This window comes from Alloalcanivorax venustensis ISO4 (assembly GCF_015356855.1).
Lineage (GTDB): Bacteria > Pseudomonadota > Gammaproteobacteria > Pseudomonadales > Alcanivoracaceae > Alloalcanivorax > Alloalcanivorax venustensis.
Genome location: NZ_ARXR01000008.1, coordinates 1 through 17,435, shown reverse-complemented (window position 1 = coordinate 17,435; position 17,435 = coordinate 1). Strand labels below are relative to the sequence as shown.

The window sequence follows — 17,435 nt, the reverse complement described above, 5'->3', positions numbered from 1 at the left end:
TCGGGGATTATCATGGCACGCTTTTTTATCGACAGACCGATTTTCGCCTGGGTGATCGCCATCGTGATGATGCTCGCCGGGGTGCTTTCGATCTACAACCTGCCGGTGGAGCAGTACCCCACCGTGGCGCCGCCGGAAGTGACCATCGAGGCCACCTACCCGGGGGCGTCGGCGAAGGTGGTGGAAGACTCGGTCACCCAGGTGATCGAGCAGCAGATGAACGGCATCGACAACCTGCTGTACATCACCTCCACCAGTGATTCGGCGGGCAACGCCCAGATCGCGATCACCTTCGCGCCGGGCACCAACCCGGACATCGCCCAGGTGCAGGTGCAGAACAAGCTGCAGCTGGCCACCCCGCTGCTGCCGCAGGAAGTGCAGCAACAGGGTGTGCAGGTGACCAAGTCCTCGGACTCGTTCCTGATGGTGATGGCGTTCAACTCCAAGGACGGCTCCATGAGCCGTTCGGACCTGGCCGACTTCGTCGCCGCCAATGTGCAGGACCCGATGAGCCGGGTGCAGGGCGTGGGCCAGATCCAGCTGTTCGGCTCGCAGTACGCGATGCGCATCTGGCTGAACCCGGACGACCTGAACCAGTACAACCTGACCCCGGCGGACGTTATCGCCGCGGTGGAAGCGCAGAACAACCAGGTGGCCGGTGGCCAGCTGGGCGGCGCCCCGGCGGTGGAAGGCCAGCAGCTGAACGCCTCGATCATCGCGCAAACGCGGCTGGAGGACCCGGACGAGTTCAAGCAGATTCTGCTGCGCGTCAACGACGACGGCTCGCGGGTGCTGCTGGGTGACGTGGCCCGGGTCGAGCTGGGTTCGGAAAACTATCAGGTGCAGGGCCGCTTCAACGGCTCGCCGGCGGCGGGCCTGGGTATCAACCTGGCGACCGGCGCCAACGCCCTGGACACCGCCGAGGCGGTGCGCGCCAAGCTGGAAGAGCTGCGCCCGCTGTTCCCGGACAACATCGAGGTCTCCTACCCCTACGACACCACCCCGTTCGTGGAAATCTCGATCATGGAGGTGGTGAAAACCCTGTTTGAAGGCATCGCCCTGGTGTTCCTGGTGATGTTCCTGTTCCTGCAGAATTTCCGCGCCACGCTGATCCCCACCATCGCCGTGCCGGTGGTGTTGCTGGGCACCTTCGCGATTCTGCTGGCGTTCGGCTTCACGGTGAACACCCTGACCATGTTCGGCATGGTGCTGGCCATCGGCCTGTTGGTGGACGACGCCATCGTGGTGGTGGAGAACGTGGAACGGGTAATGGTGGAGGACGGCCTCTCGCCACGGGAAGCGACGCGCAAATCCATGGGCCAGATCACCGGCGCGCTGGTGGGCATCGCCCTGGTGCTGTCGGCGGTGTTTATTCCCATGGCGTTCTTCCCCGGCTCCACCGGCGCCATTTACCGCCAGTTCTCGATCACCATTGTCTCCGCCATGGTGCTGTCGGTGCTGGTGGCGTTGATCCTGACGCCGGCGCTGTGCGCCACCATGCTCAAGCCGATCCACGCCGACCATCAGAAAACCAAGGGCTTCTTCGGCTGGTTCAACCGTAACTTCGACCGCGCCAGCCGCGGCTACCAGGGCAAGGTGGAGAAGATCCTCGGCCGCCGTGGCCGCTACCTGCTGATCTACGTGGCGATTGTCGGCGTGCTGGCGTTCGCCTTCATGCGCCTGCCCTCGGCGTTCCTGCCCGAGGAAGACCAGGGCATCATGCTGACCCAGGTGCAGCTGCCGGTGGGTTCCACCCAGGGGCAGACCATCGAAGTGCTGAAGAAGATGGAGAACTACTTCCTCAATGAGGAACAGGGCGCGGTGGAATCGATCTTCACCGTGGCCGGCTTCAGCTTCGCCGGCCGGGGCCAGAACTCGGGCATCGCCTTCGTGCGCCTGAAGGACTGGTCGGAACGGGACCTCTCCGAGGACGGCGTGCAGCATGTGGTGCAGCGCGCCATGGGCTACTTCTCGACCATTCGCGAGGCGGTGATCTTCGCCCTCAACCCGCCGTCGATTCCGGCGCTGGGCACCTCCGACGGCTTTAACTTCCAGCTGCAGGATCAATCCGGGCTGGGCCACGAGGCGCTGTCCGAGGCCCGCGACCAGCTGCTGGCGGCCGCCAATCAGCACCCGGCGTTGACCGGCGTGCGCCACAACGGCCTGGCGGATACGCCCCAGTACAAGCTCAACGTGGACCGCGCGGAAGCGCAGGCGATGGGCATCTCGCTGTCGCAGATCAACAACACCCTGGCGGTGGCCTGGGGCTCCAGCTACGTCAACGACTTCGTCGACCGGGGCCGGGTGAAACGGGTCTATGTGCAGGGCGACGCGCCCTTCCGCATGCTGCCCGAGGACATCGGCGACTGGTACGTGCGCAACGACACCGGCGAAATGGTGCCGTTCTCGGCCTTCGCCAGTGGCGAGTGGATTTACGGCTCGCCGCAGCTGGAGCGCTACAACGGCCTCTCGTCGATGAACATCCAGGGCAACGCGGCGGCCGGCTACAGTACCGGTGACGCCATGGCGGCGATGGAATCGCTGGCGGCGGACCTGCCGGCGGGCATCGGCTACGAATGGACCGGGCTGTCGTTCCAGGAGCGCCAGTCCGGCAACCAGGCACCGCTGCTGTACGCGCTGTCGCTGCTGGTGGTGTTCCTGAGCCTGGCGGCGCTCTATGAGAGCTGGTCGATTCCGTTCGCGGTGATGCTGGTGGTGCCGCTGGGCATTATCGGCGCGGTGCTCGGCGCCACCCTGCGCGGGCTGGAAAACGACGTCTTCTTCCAGGTGGGGCTGCTGACCACCATCGGCCTGTCGGCGAAGAACGCGATTCTGATCGCGGAATTCGCCAAGGATCTGGAGGACCAGGGGCGCGCCCTGCTCGACGCCACCCTGGAAGCGACCCGCATGCGGTTGCGTCCGATTCTGATGACGTCGCTGGCGTTCGGCCTCGGTGTGACGCCGTTGATGCTGAGCAGCGGCGCCGGCTCCGGCGCGCGTAACGCCATCGGTACCGGCGTGTTCGGCGGTATCACCGCCGCCACGGTGCTGGCGATCTTCTTTATCCCGCTGTTCTACGTGGTGGTGCGCAGGTTGTCCGGCGTGCCGCTGACCGGCAAGAAAGCCGGTGCGGGCAGCAGCCCATCGACGGAGACGCGAGAATGAACCGTAAAGCCCTGACCGCGCTGCTCGCCACGCTGACGGTAGCCGGCTGCACCCTGGCGCCGGACTACCAGCAGCCGGATTCACCGGTGCCCGCCACCGCCGGCGACGATGAACGCATCGCCGAGCAACTGGTGCTGCCGGGCTGGGAAGCCCTGTTCCAGGATCCGCAGCTGCAGCAGTTGATCCGCACCGCGCTGAGCAACAACCGGGACCTGCGCCTGGCGCTGCTGGACGTGGCCGAGGCCCGTGCTCAGTACCGCATCGAGGGCGCGGCGCTCTACCCGGAGCTGTCCGTGGACGGCGACGGCAGCCGCCAGCGCCTGCCGGCGGACCTGAGCCAGACCGGCGACAGCGAGATCCAGACCCAGTACAGCGTGGGTCTGGGCGTGGCCGCCTACGAGGTGGACCTGTTCGGCCGCCTGCGCAGCCTCAAGCAATCCGCGCTGCAGCAGTATCTGGCCACCGAGGAGGCGCGCCGCAGCGCCCACATCACCCTGGTGTCCGAGGTGGCGAACGCCTACCTGACGCTGCAGGCGGACCGCCGTAATCTGCGCATCAGCCGGGAGACCGTGGAAGCGCAGCAGGAATCCGTGGACCTGGTGAAAGGCCGCTTCGATCTGGGCCTGGGCTCGGAATTGGAAGTGCGCCAGGCGGAAGTGGCGCTGGAAACCGCGCGCGCCAACCAGGCCCGCTTCAAACGGCTGGTGGCCCAGGACCGCAACGCCCTGGCGGTGCTGGTGGGCGCCCCGCTGCCGCCGCTGCCGGACAGCCCGGCGGAGGACCTGGACACGGAACTGGCGGCGCTGCCGGAAATCCCCGCCGGGGTGCCCTCGGCGGTGCTGCGCCAGCGGCCGGATATCCAGCAGGCGGAGTACAGCCTGAAAGCGGCCAACGCCAATATCGGCGCGGCGCGGGCGGCGTTCTTCCCGCGCATCGCCCTGACCGGCTCCGCCGGCACCGCCAGCAGCGAGCTGTCCGGTCTGTTCGAGAGCGGCTCGGAGAGCTGGTCGTTCTCGCCGAGCATCTCCCTGCCGATCTTCAGCGGCGGCCGTAACCGGGCCAACCTGGACGTGGCGGAAGTGCGCCGCGACCAGAACGTGGCGCGCTACGAGCAGACCATCCAGACCGCGTTCCAGGAAGTCTCCGACGCGCTGCAGGCGCGCGGCAGCTTCACCGAGCAGGAGCAGGCCCAACAGGCGCTGGTGACCGCCACCCGACGCAGTCTGGCCCTGGCGGAGGCCCGCTATGAACAGGGCGCCGACGACTACCTGGCGGTGCTGGACGCGCGCCGCGAGCTGCTGAGCGCGGAGCAGGAGCTGGTTTCCGTGCGCCTGCAGAAGCTGGCCAACCGCATCACCCTGTACCGGGCCCTGGGCGGCGGCGTGTTCCCCGACCGCGCCATCCAGCTGTCGGGCCGAAACCCTTAAAAAATAAAAACAATAATCGAACAGCGTCTCGGGCATCCTGCCGGCAAGCTTCTTGCTTGCCTGGTGGGGACGAGCCTTGTGGGAGCGGGCCCCGCCCGCGAAAGGGAGCAAAGCTCCCGGCAGGATCCCAGAGACATCTCTAACGGGAAACAACACCCTCTCTGGCATCCTGCCGGCCGGCAAAGCCGGCCTTTCGCTTGCAAGGCAAGCTCCCACAAGGCCATTTAGCACTCTCCCCTGCCACCACCGCGCTGGGTTAGGAACGGACATGCACCCTTCATTTATTTTGCGCCTTTGTCTGATCGCTTTGGGATTGACCCTTTACCTACCGGCCCATGCCGACCCCACCGTGGGCGTCCGCGCCGGCGGCGGCGAGGGCCTGCGCCTGTACAGTCTGTTCGGGCGCTGGCCGTCGCCGTGGCTGCAGGAGCATGCGGTGGCGCCGTTCTTCTCCGACCGGGTGCAGGCGTACTGGGACCTGAGCGTGGAGCGCTGGGAGGGCGAGGACACCGCCGGCGAGGCCAACAGCAGCGAGGTGTACATCGTCGGCCCGGTGGTGCGCATCAACTGGCCCAGCCGGCGCCTGTTCCTGCTGGTGGGCGTGCAGCCTTCCTATATGACCCACAGCGTGATCGACGATGACGACATGGGCGGCAATCTGCAGTTCACCAGCCACGCGGAGCTGGCCTGGACGCCGATCAACCGGCTGACACTGGGGCTGCGCGGCCAGCACACCTCCAACTCGCGGCTCTACAAGCCCAACCCGGGGATGAATCTGGCGTCGGTGACCCTGGCCTATAACTTCTAGATCCAACACACTGGCGTTTCCGCCCCTACGCCGTACAAGGAGTTCGCCCATGGGCCATCCGGATCGCCCGTCATTGCGCCTGACCGCCCTTCTACTTTCTGTTTTCCCGGCGCTGGCGACGGCCCAGCAACCGCCGGCCGACGGCGGCAACCGGCTGGACACGGTGACCGTGAGCGGCACGCGCCTGGAGCGCGACCTGGCCGATCTGCCCGGCGCCGCCACGGTGGTGGACGCCCGGCAAACCCAGCAGGGCCAGCCCGGCCTGCAACTGGACGAAAGCCTGGCGCGGGTGCCGGGCCTCTATCTGCAGAACCGCTACAACTTCGCCCAGGGTCTGCGCCTGTCCAGCCGCGGCTTCGGCGCGCGGGCGCCGTTCGGGGTGCGCGGCCTGCGCCTCAACGTGGACGGCTTTCCGGAAACCCTGCCCGACGGCCAGTCCCAGGTGGACGCCATCGACCTGGACGCCCTGGAATCCATCACCGTACTGCGCGGGCCGGCGTCGGTGCTGTACGGCAACGCCAGCGGCGGCGTGGTGGACATGACCACCCGCAGCGGCGCCGACCTGGTCTACCCGCAGCGCTTCAGCGTGTCCGGCGGCAGCGACGGCTTCCGCAAGACCAACCTGCAGCTGGGCGGCGCGGACGGCGGCAACCATCACTACCTGAGCCTCACCGGCGTGCGCTATCAGGGCCAGCGCGAGCAGAGCGAGATGGAGAAGTATCTGCTCACTTCGCGGGTGGGCCGCGCGCTCTCCGAGCACCGCGACATCGAGTTCTTTTTCACCGCCATGGACACCCCGACGGCCCAGGACCCGGGCGGGCTGACCCACGCCCAGGTGGAACAGGACCGGGACCAGGCGACGCGCTTTGCCAACCTGCTGGACGCCGGCCAGGAAGTCAGCCAGCAGCGCCTCGGCGTGCTCTACCGGGACCGCAGCCTGGGCGGCGAGCTGCGTGCCCGCGCGTTCGTCACGCAGCGCGATTTCACCCAGCAACTGCCGTTCCCCGGCAGCAGCCTGATCGACTATGAGCGGCTGTTCTACGGCGTGCGCCTGGAGTACGTGGACCGGGTGCAGGCGTTCGGCCTGGCGCACCGCTTCCTGGTGGGCGTGGACGCGGACCAGCAGCGCGACGACCGGGGGCGCCGCTCGGTGAACGCGGACGGCCAGGTCACCGGCCTGACCGCCGACGAGGACCAGACCGCCACCGCCGGCGGCGTGTTCGTGCAGACCGACACGGACCTCAGCGACACCCTGACCCTGTCCCTGGGCGCCCGCGCCGACCGGGTGCGCCTGGACATCGACGACGACCTGCTCGCCGACGGCGACAACAGCGGCGACCAGGACTTCACCGAAAGCAGCTACAGCGCCGGCCTGAACTGGCGCTACCACCCCCGCCACGGCGTCTACGCCACGGTCAGCAACGCCTTCGAAACGCCCACCTTCACCGAGCTCGCCAACCCCTCCGGCGCCGGCGGCTTCAACCCGGATCTGGAGCCGCAGAAAGCACTGAACCGGGAAATCGGCGGTCGCGGCCAGCTGGGCGATCGGCTGTTCTACGAGCTGGCGCTGTTCCGCGTGGAGGTGCGCGACGAAATCACCCCCTACGAGCTGGGCGGGCGCACCTTCTACGACAACGCCGCGCGCACCCGCCGCGACGGCGCCGAGCTGATGCTGGAGCACCTCACCACCGACACCCTGACGCTGACACTCGCGTACACCTACTCCGACTACCAGTTCCAGCGGTTCTACGACGACCAGCAGGACCAGGACGTGAGCGGCAACCGGCTGCCCGGCCTGCCCCGCCACCACTTGTTCGCGGAAGCCGCCTGGCGCGGCCTGGACGGCCTGTTCCTGATCGCCAACGCCCAGTACAGCAGCGACGTGTTCGCCGAGAACACCAACGAAACGGAAGTGGACGACTACGTGGTGGCCGGCCTGCGCGGCGGCAAGGCGTGGCGGCTGAACAGCGGCGAGCTGACCCTGCACGCCGGGGTCAACAATCTGTTCGACGAAGAGTACTTCAGCAACTTGCGCATCAACGCCAACAGCGACCGGCCCGACCCGGCTGACCGCGGCTACTTCGAGCCCGCCCCCGGCCGCCACTTCTACGCCGGCGCCTCCTACGCCTGGTAAGTCTTGGTGATGCAGCCAAAAAAAACCGCCCCAGGGGATGGGGCGGGGAAAGGGGTCAAGGCAAACACAAGCCTTAGCGGGTCGGCTCTCCCGAGCCGGTTCAGAAAAAGCCGAGCGGATTGATGTCGTAGCTGACCAGCAGATTCTTGGTCTGCTGATAGTGATCCAGAATCATCTTATGGGTCTCTCGGCCGATGCCGGATTTTTTGTAGCCGCCGAAGGCGGCGTGGGCCGGATAGGCGTGGTAGCAGTTGGTCCAGACGCGGCCGGCCTGGATGCCCCGGCCCATGCGGAAGGCCACGTTCATATCGCGGCTCCAGACGCCGGCGCCGAGGCCGAACTCGGTGTCGTTGGCGATGGCCAGGGCTTCCGCTTCGTCCTTGAAGGTGGTGACGGCGACCACCGGGCCGAAGATTTCCTCCTGAAACACGCGCATTTTGTTGTCGCCCTTGAGCAGCGTGGGCTGGATGTAATAGCCCTGGCCGTGGTCGCCGTCCAGGGTTTCCTTGTCGCCGCCGGTGAGGAACTGGGCGCCTTCGCTGCGGGCCACTTCCATGTAGGACATGATCTTGTCGAACTGCTCCTGGGAGGCCTGGGCGCCCACCTGCACGTCGGTGTCCAGGGGGTTGCCGCGCTTAATGGTTTTGGTGCGTTCCAGCACCATGGCCATGAACTCGTCGTACATGTCTTCCTGGATCAGCGCCCGGGACGGGCAGGTGCACACTTCGCCCTGGTTGAAGAATGCCAGCACCAGGCCTTCCACCGCTTTGCTGATGAATTCCGGCTCCGCCTTCATGATGTCGGAGAAGTAGATGTTGGGGGATTTGCCGCCCAGCTCCACGGTGGAGGGAATGATGTTTTCCGCCGCGCATTTGAGGATGTGCGAGCCCACCGGGGTGGAGCCGGTGAAGGCGATCTTGGCGATGCGCTTGCTGCTGGCCAGGGCCTGACCGGCTTCCTCGCCGTAGCCGTTGACGATGTTGAGCACGCCCTCGGGGAGCAGGTCGCCGATGATCTCCATCAGCTTGAGGATCGACGCCGGGGTCTGTTCGGCGGGCTTGAGCACCACGCAGTTGCCGGCGGCCAGCGCCGGCGCCAGCTTCCAGGTGGCCATCAGGATCGGAAAGTTCCAGGGGATGATCTGCCCCACCACGCCCAGCGGCTCGTGGAAGTGATAGGCCACGGTGTTGGCGTCGATGTCCGCGGCGGTGCCTTCCTGGGCGCGGATGCAGCCGGCGAAGTAGCGGAAGTGATCCACCGCCAGGGGGATGTCGGCGTTGAGGGTTTCGCGCACCGCTTTGCCGTTGTCCCAGGTTTCCGCCACCGCCAGGGCTTCCAGGTTCTGCTCGATGCGGTCGGCGATCTTGAGCAGCAGGTTGCCGCGCTCGGCGGCGGAGGTTTTGCCCCAGGCGGGCGCCGCGCGGTGGGCGGCGTCCAGTGCCAGGTCGATGTCCTCGGCGGAGGAGCGGGGAATCTGGCAGAACACCCGGCCGTTCACCGGGCTGACGTTGTCGAAGTACTGGCCTTTGACCGGCGCCACCCACTGGCCGCCGATGTAGTTTTCGTAGCGTTCGTTGAAGGCGACCACCGCGCCTTCGCTGCCGGGATTGTGATAGATCATGTCGGGACACCTCGTGGCGTGTATTTCCTTGAGGTTAGCGCCGATGCCGGGTGGGCCGAATGCTACTTCGGTACTAGAAAGCCCCTTATTTAGTCGCGGGGCCGGTGGTCGACGGCGCCCGCGTGAGGGTGTGCTGCAGGGCCAGTTTGAGCTTCATGGGTTTGACCGGTTTGTAGATCAGGGTGTGGCCGTCGCGGGCGCAGCGCTGTTTCAGGTAGGGGCCGCGGTCGGCGGTGAGCATGATCACCGGCAGCGCCTCGGCGCCGGCCCGGCGGCGGTCCCGGTTGAGGGCGTCGGCGACGGTCATGCCGTTGTCGCCGCCCGGGTCCAGGTGGTAGTCCATCAGCAGCACGTCGGCCGGGTCGCGGCGCGGGTCCAGGTGTTCGGCCAGCGCCTGCACGGATTCCGCCGCCGCCACCCGGCAGCCCCATTGTTCCAGCAGGGTGCGCATGCCGGAACAGATGGCGCGGTCGTTATCCACCACCCAGACGCGGCGCCCGGCCAGGGTGCGTCCGGCGTCGGCGGCCGGCTCCATGGCGCGGGCCTCGGCGGCGCTGAGCCGCGCCAGTGGCAGCTGCAGAGCGAAGCGCGAGCCGCGGTTTTCCCGCGAGCGCACGGTCAGGGGGTGATCAAGGATGCGGCTGATTTTTTCGACGATGGACAGGCCCAGGCCGAGGCCCCGTTCGTGGTATTTGACCGCCCGGGCGCCGCGTTTGAATTCCTGGAAAATATCGCCGATCTGATCGTCGCCGATGCCGATGCCGGTGTCCGCCACCACCACTTCCACCCGCTCGCCGCGCCGGCGGCAGCCGAGCAGGATCGAGCCGCGATCGGTGTAGCGCACCGCGTTGGAGAGCAGGTTGCGCATCACCCGGCTGAGCAGCTGCGGGTCGGAGCGCACCACTGCGGAGCTGGGCACGTAGCGCAGGCGCAAGCCCTTGGCGGCGGCCATCTGCCGGTACTCCTCGGCGAGCACGTCGAGCAGCCGGCGCAGCGGGAACACGCCGGGCTCGGCGCTGACCACGCCGGCGTCCAGCTTGGAGGCGTCGGCCAGGGTGGTGATCAGCGATTCCAGATCGAGCAGCGCGGTGTCGATGTGGCTGAGCATGAATTGGGTGTTGTGGTCGGGCTGGTCCTGCAGGGCGCTGGTGAACAGGCGCGCGGCGTTGAGCGGCTGCATCAGGTCGTGGCTGACGGCGGCCACGAACTTGGTCTTGGAGATGTTGGCGCGCTCGGCTTTTTCAGTGGCTTCGCGCAGCCGCGATTCCACCCGCCGGCGCTCTTCGATTTCGTCCAGCAGTTGCTGGTTGGCTTCGCGCAGGGCCTGGGTGCGCTCGCGCACCTGCTCGGCCAGCACCACCGAGTGCTGGAAGGCGGCGTAGGGCGCGGTGGGCGCCATGTTGCTCTCTTCCACCCGTTCGATCAGGGCGTCGCAAATACGCCGCAGGCGGGCGTTTTCCGCCATCAGGCGCGCTTCGTGAAGATCCCAGGGGGACGCGCTGTCACCGTCGGCTGCGTTGTCTTCGGCCAATCGCCACCCCCGTCATGGTCTGGTTGATGTGCATGCCGTTGAATTGCTCGCCGTAGGTGTTGAAGCCCACCACGCTGTGCCGGCGCAGCAGCGCCGAGGCCTGGTCGACGGTGCCGTCCGCTTCGATCTCCTGACGGCGCAGGCAGCAGTCGCAGCCCAGGGTCACCCAGGCCGGGCCCAGGCGCTCTTCGATGTCGCTGAGGGTCTGGTCCAGCTCGTCGAGAATCGAGCCGGTGTGCATGGCGGTGAGCACGATGCCGTTTTCCACCGCGCAATAGAACGACAGGCTGAGGTCGTCGTTGACGCGCTGAATGGAGCGGGCGTAGTAGTCGTTGTTGATGCGCACGGCCAGCGGGTAGCGGGCGAACACCACGTCGTCCAGCTCCGCCACCGGCACGCCGACCAGGCGGGCGTAGGCTTCCGCCGCCGGTTCCGCGTTGAGCTCCTGGACCACGCGCCGTTCGGCGTCGGCGGCGGTGACCACCAGTTTCACCGTGGCCGGGCGCAGGTGGTGGAAGCTGAACACTTCGAAATCCAGCGCGCTGTTGATCATCAGCACCATGGCGGCGTTGCTGTGGAAGGCGCCGTCGCTGTAGACGTAGGTGCCGGACAGCCGGTAGTCGTCACCGGCGGATCCGCCCAGGCTGGTAATGCTGCCGAGCGCCGAATTGAGTGTGGCGAGCACCAGCTCTTCGTTCACCGAGAGGCCGTCCAGCAGGGTGAGCACGAAGGTGTTGTCGGCGTCGACCCGCGCCACGGACGCGGCGCGGCACTCGCACAGCAGGCTGTCGGTGAGCTGCTGGGCGTCGGCCAGGCTGAAGCCGTCGAGCCGCTCGATCAGGCGCGCGCCCACCGAGAAGAAACGGCGATCAAAGCCGATGGCGACGATGGTGCCGCTGTCGTAGCCGCGGCTGGTGATCTCGCCGGCGGAGGTGCAGCCGCACAGCGGCAGGTCGCCGAACGCTTCGGCGAGGGCGCCGGCCAGGCGGTCGAGCCGGTAGTCGATGGAGCAGAAAAACAGCACGCAGCCGAGATTGTCGTGGCGCAGCTTTTGCGCCAGGTCACGGGCGGCGAGCCGCTCGTCGCGGGCGTCGCTGAACGCGGTGATTACGGCACTGGGCGGGATCGCGTTCATCGCTCCGGCACCTTCGGGGCACGCAGATAGGCGGCGAAGTCGATGTCGCCGGCGGACAGAATCGCCTGCACCCGGTTGGTGGCGCCGAGCTTGCGCAGGATCGCGGACACATGGGCCTTCACGGTGCTTTCGGCGATATTGAGCTGGTAGGCGATCACCTTGTTGGAATCGCCGCGCGACATGCGCTCGAACACCTGCAGCTGCTTGCGGGTGAGCGTGGCGAGCACGTCGGAAAGGTCCTCCGGCTCGCGGCGCGCGGCGGTGCTTTCTTCGCCGGCGCCGGACCCGGCACGGATGATGTCCGCCGGCAGGTAGATGGAGCCGGCCAGCACCTGCTCCAGGGCCTGGATCATCTGCTTGCGGGGGGTGGACTTGGTAATAAACCCGACCGCGCCGTAGGTGATGGTCTGCAGGATCACCCGTTTCTCTTCCTCGGCGGAGACGATCACCGCCGGCAGGGTGGGAAACAAATTGCGCAGCCGCACCAAGCCGCCGAGGCCCTGCATGCCGGGCATATTGAGGTCCAGCAACACCAGATCCAGGTCGTCGTGGCGGCCGGCCACCGCCAGGGCGGAGTCCAGGTCGGAGGCCTCCAGCAGCGTGCTGCCGGGGAAGCCATCGTCGATCACCCGGGCGATGGCCTCGCGGAACAGGGGATGGTCGTCGGCGATCAGCACCTGGTACATGGTTATCGGCTCGTTGGAATTCTTATCAGGCTCATAACCCCGAATTTACCACGACCGGACGCGCCCCGGCGGCACTGTGGCGTGAATATGCGCCTAAAGTCGTAGACGCATCACAGCGCCAGCTTTTTGCGGATGTCGTCCGCGCTCTGCTTGGTCAGGTCCTTGTCGATTTCGCGGCTGACCGCGTCGCGGGTGGTGGGGTCGAGCTTGTCGCGCACGGCGCCGAGAAAACGGGGCTCGGCGACCAGGATGAAGCGGTCGGCGCGGCCCTGCTCCAGGTTGTGTTTCATGTACTCGGCCACTTCCTTGGCGAAGAAGGCAGCGTGTTTGTCCGAGGTCGCCTGCTGGTTGCCGGTGGCGCGCGGGTTGCCGTGCAGGGCGCCGCTGCCCTCGGACCCTTTGCCGCCGGTGCGCAGATCGCCCACGTGGGCCTGGCTTTCCGGGTGATCGAGCTGGTCGATTTCCTTGAAGGTACCCACTTCGTGGGCGAACACCCGGGCGTGGGCGGCGTTACTGGCGACGATATAAGTAGTCATGGTGCCTCCTTTCGGCAATCACTGTGTTCCTGAACACAGCATTGCGGGTCAAGGAGGCGCCCTTCAAGCGGAACCGGCCGCGTTGGTGTAAAAGAGGTTTAAGCGATGGGGGCGCCGCGCGGGTCCTGAGAGTCGCTGCGCAGCCGGAAGGTGCCCTCGCCGAGGATCAGCAGGGTGTCGTCCTCGCTGTACACTTCCACGGTGGAGTTGAAGATGCGGCTGCCGCCGGCCCGTTTAACGCCGATGGCGCGGATGTAGCCGGGGCCGGCCTGGCCGGTGAAGGTGGTGGTCATGGACAGGGTGAGCGCCTTGCGGATCCGGTCCGGGTAGGGGCAGAAGGTGCCGGCGCAGGCGCCGGCCACGTCCAGCAGGGTGGCGAGCACGCCACCGTGTACCCGGCGGCCCAGGTTGAGGTGGCGCTCGTCGACCTGCATGCCGACCACGACCCTGCCCTCTTCCCATTCCAGAAATTCCAGCCCCAACAGGGCCGGGAAACCATGGCTGAACTTGGCGGTGGCCGTGGCCATGGTGTATTCGGACGCCGGCGTGGCGCTACTGCTGCTGCTCATTCACTGTCCTCAAATATCCCGGCCCTGCACCATTTGCCGGACCTGCTCGACCACTTCCTTGAGGCGCGGGCCGAGGTTTTCGATCAGGATGCGGCGGCTCAGCCGCAGCGATGAACCGCCGCAGTTGAACGGCACTACCTGACCGCCGTTATCCAGGATCAGCGGCACGCCCACGGCGCTCACGTCCCGGTTCCATTCACCGTCGGAGGTGACGAAGCCGTACTGCTCGTACTCCTTGAAGGCGCGCTCCAGGCCGCGCTGGATGTCCGGCCAGGCGTCCGGGTTCTGGGCGCGGATCGCTTCGTAATAGGGCTCGCGCTCCTTGGGCGGCAACGCCGCCAGAAAGGCGCGGCCCACCGCGGAGGTGCCGATCGCCACGCGCGAACCGACGGTCAGGCGCAGCACCAGCGGGCCGGAGCCCTGGCACACCTGGATGTAGGTCATGGACGCGCCGTCCGGGGCGCCGATGGCCACCAGGCAGTCGGTGGCGTCGGACAGCTCCTGCATGAACGGCCGGGCGATGTCGCGCACCCCTTCGCTGGCCAGATAGCGGTAGCCGAGATCCAGCACGCCGGGGCCGAGCCGGTATTTCTCCAGGTTCTCGGCGTAACGCAAATAGCCGAGCTGGGTCAGCGTGGCGGTCATCCGCGATACGGTGGGACGGGGAATGCTGGTGCGTTTGGCCAGTTCCGCGTTGCCCAGGTATTCGTCGGAGGGACCGAAACAGCGCAGGATTTCCAGGCCGCGCGCCAGCGCGGTGACAAAATTACGGTCCTTATCCGCGGACCCGTCCTTTCCAAGAGCGGCTCGTCGCATGTGGCATTTCCTCGATTCAGGCTTCGGGATCAGTGGGTCCCGGCTCGCAAGTTACAAGCATCGGGCCCGCTGTTGCTTTTATTCGTCGCTTTTATAGTTGTGCATAAAGCCCGCAAATATAACAAAAACCCATTTCACTTAGGAGGGCACGGGCGTTCTACATTCGGCCAAGCCGTCCTGTACAGGCTCAGTGTTTCATGCCCGGCAGGTTGAGCGAGGCGGTGTTGCCACCGTCCACCGCCAGCGCCTGGCCGGTGATGTAGCTGGCGTCGTCGCTGGCCAGGAACGCCATGGCCGCGGCGATCTCTTCCGGGCGGCCGTAGCGGCGCAATTCGCAGCGGCTACCGAGTTTCTGTTCCTTGTTGTTGTCGCGAGCGTAATCGAACACCGGCTTGGTCATGCCGGTTTCGATCAGGCCGGGGCAGACCGCGTTGACGCGCACGTTGTACTGGCCGAGATCGCAGGCGGCGGTTTTGGTCAGGTTGATGACCGCCGCCTTGGAGGCGCTGTAGGCGTTGCCGCCGGCGCCGGAGCGGATGCCGGCCACCGACGCGGTATTGACGATGGCGCCGCCACCCTGGGCCTGCATGTGCTTGCCCACGGCGCGGATGAAGAACATCGGCCCCATCAGGTTGACGCCCAGGATCGCCTGCCAGGTTTCGGTGTCGCTGTCGGTGATGGTGGAGTAGTCACGGCCGGCGATGCCGGCGTTGTTAACCAGGGCGTGCAGGGTGCCGTGGGCGGCGAGCACCTCTTCCACCAGGGCGTTGACCGCCTGTTCGTCGGAGACGTCCACGGTGCGCAGGGTGACCTGCGTGCCTTCGGGCAGGTTGACGGCGGTCTCTTCCAGGCCTTCCTGGTTGCGGTCCACCAGCACCAGGCGGGCGCCCTCTTCGGCGAAGCGGCGGGCGGCGGCGCGGCCGATGCCGCTGCCGGCACCGGTGATCAGGACGTTGCGCTGGTCGAAACGCTGCATGGGGGTCTCCTGGAGTTTGTTTGTGCTTTTTTTGGAAGATGACATGAGCTGGACGGGGGGTCAAGATTTTGGAATGCTGTTTCACTAAATAGCTGGCTCAGGACTCCGTAGCACGGCGCGGGGCCCGACTTGTGGGAGCTTGCTTGCAAGCGAAAGGCCGGCCTTGCCGGCCGGCAGGATCCCAGAGGCGTGGATGGTGCCGTTGCTGTGGCCTTGGGTTGCTGGCCCGTTCACTCGGGATGGGGCATCCTGGGTTGGTTTTTCAACTTGTGACTTTCAAAGTGCGGTTGTTTGGTTCTAGCTTGCCGCTTGGCGGCTTGAAGCTTGCGGCCGACTTTTTGTGTTTCGTTTTTCGGGAGAGTGTTTCATGAAACATCTGGACCAGTTCTATATTAACGGCGGTTGGGTGAAGCCCAGCGGCGACGCTAAGCCCCATGAGGTGATCAATCCGGCCACGGAGGCGTCCGAGGGGACGGTGTATCTGGCCGGTAAGGCGGATGTGGACGCGGCGATTCAGGCGGCGCGGGATGCGTTCGAGAGTTTCGCGGCGACGCCGTTGGAAGAGCGTCTGGCGATGCTTGAGAAGATCATGGGGATTTATCAGTCGCGTCTGGATGATATGGCGGAGGCGATCAGCCGGGAGATGGGCGCGCCCCGTCACGGGCTGGCGGCGAAGGTGCAGGCGCCGATGGGTCTGGGCCACGCCAAGGCGACGCTGGGCGCGGCACGGGAGTTTCCGTTCGAGCAGAAGCTGGGCCGCGCCACCGTGCGCCGTGAGCCGGCGGGTGTGTGCGCGTTGATCACGCCGTGGAACTGGCCGATGAACCAGGTGATGTGCAAGGTGGCGCCGGCGATCGCGGCGGGCTGCACCATGGTGCTCAAGCCCAGTGAGTTCGCGCCGCTGTCCGCCCATGTGCTGGCGGAGATCATCGACGAGGCGGGCCTGCCCAAGGGCGTGTTCAATATGATTTACGGCGACGGCGCGGAAGTGGGCCCGATGCTCTCTTCCGATCCGCGCGTGGACGTGGTGTCGCTGACCGGTTCCACCCGTGCCGGGGCGTCGGTGAGCAAGGAAGCGGCGGATACCTTCAAGAAGGTGTCGCTGGAGCTGGGCGGCAAGTCCGCCAATATCATTCTGCCGGACGCGGATTTCGAGAAGGCGGTGAAGCACGGTGTGGCGTCGATGATGAACAACACCGGGCAGAGCTGTAACGCGCCGTCGCGGATGCTGGTGCCGGCGGACAAGCTGGCCGAGGCCGAGGCGATCGCCGCCAAGGTGTGCGAGAGCCTGAAGGTCGGCGACCCGGCGGATAAGGACACGGTGATCGGCCCGATCGCCAACGAGCGCCAGTTCAAGCGCGTGCAGTCGATGATCGAGAAGGGTCAGGAAGAAGGCGCCAAGCTGGTGTGCGGCGGTACCGGCAAGCCGGAAGGTCTGGAAACCGGTTTCTACGCACGGCCGACGGTGTTCAGCGAGGTGAACAACCAGATGCTGATCGCCCGCGAGGAGATCTTCGGGCCGGTGCTGGTGATGCTGCCCTATAAGGACGTGGACGACGCGGTGGCGATCGCCAACGATTCGGACTACGGCCTGTCCGGCTATGTGTACGGTGCCAGCGAAGAGGACGCCGCCAAGGTGGCCGCCCGTCTGCGGACCGGCATGGTGCATCTGAACGGCGCGCAGCTGGATCCGCCGGCGCCCTTCGGCGGTTACAAGCACTCCGGTGTGGGCCGCGAGTGGGGCGTTTACGGCCTCGAGGAATTCCTCGAAGTGAAGTCCGTCTTCTACAGCGCCTGAAGCGCACCGCTCCCTGGCCTGTAAAGGCGGGCCTTGTGGGAGCGGGCCCTGCCCGCGAAAGGGAGCGAAGCTCCCGGCAGGATGCCAGAGACATGTCTAACGGTAGCTCAAACAAGGTCTCTGGAATCCTGCCGGCCGGCTGATGCCGACCTTTCGCTTGCAGGCAAGCTCCCACAAACCTCGCTTCGTAGCCGCCCTCGGCGGTGAATTTTCCAAGGAGCGCCGGTATCGGG

The 17,435-nt window shown here is 66.4% G+C and carries 13 protein-coding genes; 5 read left to right on the top strand and 8 right to left on the bottom strand.

The genetic code is table 11. The features are described from left to right. Positions 1 to 12 precede the first annotated feature (12 nt). From ISO4_RS06660 to ISO4_RS06645, 4 genes are all read left to right on the top strand, one after another. Complete coding sequence (locus tag ISO4_RS06660) at positions 13 to 3,165, top strand: efflux RND transporter permease subunit (RefSeq protein ID WP_194855613.1); 3,153 nt, start codon at positions 13 to 15, stop codon at positions 3,163 to 3,165. Continuing rightward, positions 3,162 to 4,592: an efflux transporter outer membrane subunit gene (locus ISO4_RS06655; protein WP_194855612.1), complete on the top strand. Its 1,431-nt coding sequence runs from the start codon at positions 3,162 to 3,164 to the stop codon at positions 4,590 to 4,592. Before ISO4_RS06660 ends, ISO4_RS06655 begins: the two co-directional genes overlap by 4 nt. A 268-nt stretch (positions 4,593 to 4,860) precedes the next feature. Continuing rightward, positions 4,861 to 5,400, top strand: coding sequence for an acyloxyacyl hydrolase (locus ISO4_RS06650; RefSeq protein ID WP_194855611.1), 540 nt, complete (start codon positions 4,861 to 4,863; stop codon positions 5,398 to 5,400). A gap of 49 nt (positions 5,401 to 5,449) precedes the next feature. Continuing rightward, positions 5,450 to 7,534, top strand: coding sequence for a TonB-dependent receptor family protein (locus tag ISO4_RS06645; protein ID WP_194855610.1), 2,085 nt, complete (start codon positions 5,450 to 5,452; stop codon positions 7,532 to 7,534). Positions 7,535 to 7,634: 100 nt separating this feature from the next. On the opposite strand, the gene exaC is transcribed toward ISO4_RS06645, so the two are convergent. From exaC to ISO4_RS06605, 8 genes are all read right to left on the bottom strand, one after another. Next, positions 7,635 to 9,155 (bottom strand): acetaldehyde dehydrogenase ExaC, encoded by a 1,521-nt coding sequence (exaC, locus tag ISO4_RS06640; RefSeq protein WP_142948356.1) that lies wholly within the window; start codon positions 9,153 to 9,155, stop codon positions 7,635 to 7,637. A gap of 85 nt (positions 9,156 to 9,240) precedes the next feature. Further along, positions 9,241 to 10,686: an ATP-binding response regulator gene (locus tag ISO4_RS06635; protein WP_228547969.1), complete on the bottom strand. Its 1,446-nt coding sequence runs from the start codon at positions 10,684 to 10,686 to the stop codon at positions 9,241 to 9,243. Further along, positions 10,658 to 11,821 (bottom strand): nitric oxide-sensing protein NosP, encoded by a 1,164-nt coding sequence (nosP, locus tag ISO4_RS06630; protein ID WP_194855609.1) that lies wholly within the window; start codon positions 11,819 to 11,821, stop codon positions 10,658 to 10,660. Before nosP ends, ISO4_RS06635 begins: the two co-directional genes overlap by 29 nt. Further along, entirely contained in the window at positions 11,818 to 12,507 is a 690-nt protein-coding gene (locus tag ISO4_RS06625) for a response regulator (RefSeq protein WP_142948354.1), read from the bottom strand. Before ISO4_RS06625 ends, nosP begins: the two co-directional genes overlap by 4 nt. A gap of 110 nt (positions 12,508 to 12,617) precedes the next feature. Next, positions 12,618 to 13,043 (bottom strand): host attachment protein, encoded by a 426-nt coding sequence (locus tag ISO4_RS06620; RefSeq protein WP_194855608.1) that lies wholly within the window; start codon positions 13,041 to 13,043, stop codon positions 12,618 to 12,620. A 98-nt stretch (positions 13,044 to 13,141) separates the two neighbouring features. Next, positions 13,142 to 13,612, bottom strand: a complete 471-nt coding sequence (locus ISO4_RS06615) for a PaaI family thioesterase (protein ID WP_083209795.1) — start codon at positions 13,610 to 13,612, stop codon at positions 13,142 to 13,144. A gap of 9 nt (positions 13,613 to 13,621) precedes the next feature. After that, on the bottom strand, positions 13,622 to 14,428 hold the full coding sequence (locus ISO4_RS06610; RefSeq protein WP_142948351.1) for an IclR family transcriptional regulator: 807 nt from the start codon (positions 14,426 to 14,428) through the stop codon (positions 13,622 to 13,624). A gap of 187 nt (positions 14,429 to 14,615) precedes the next feature. Further along, positions 14,616 to 15,404, bottom strand: coding sequence for an SDR family NAD(P)-dependent oxidoreductase (locus ISO4_RS06605; protein WP_194855607.1), 789 nt, complete (start codon positions 15,402 to 15,404; stop codon positions 14,616 to 14,618). A gap of 367 nt (positions 15,405 to 15,771) precedes the next feature. Here ISO4_RS06605 and ISO4_RS06600 point away from each other — a divergent pair, with 367 nt between their 5' ends. Next, positions 15,772 to 17,202, top strand: coding sequence for an aldehyde dehydrogenase family protein (locus ISO4_RS06600; protein WP_194855606.1), 1,431 nt, complete (start codon positions 15,772 to 15,774; stop codon positions 17,200 to 17,202). Positions 17,203 to 17,435: the final 233 nt, after the last annotated feature.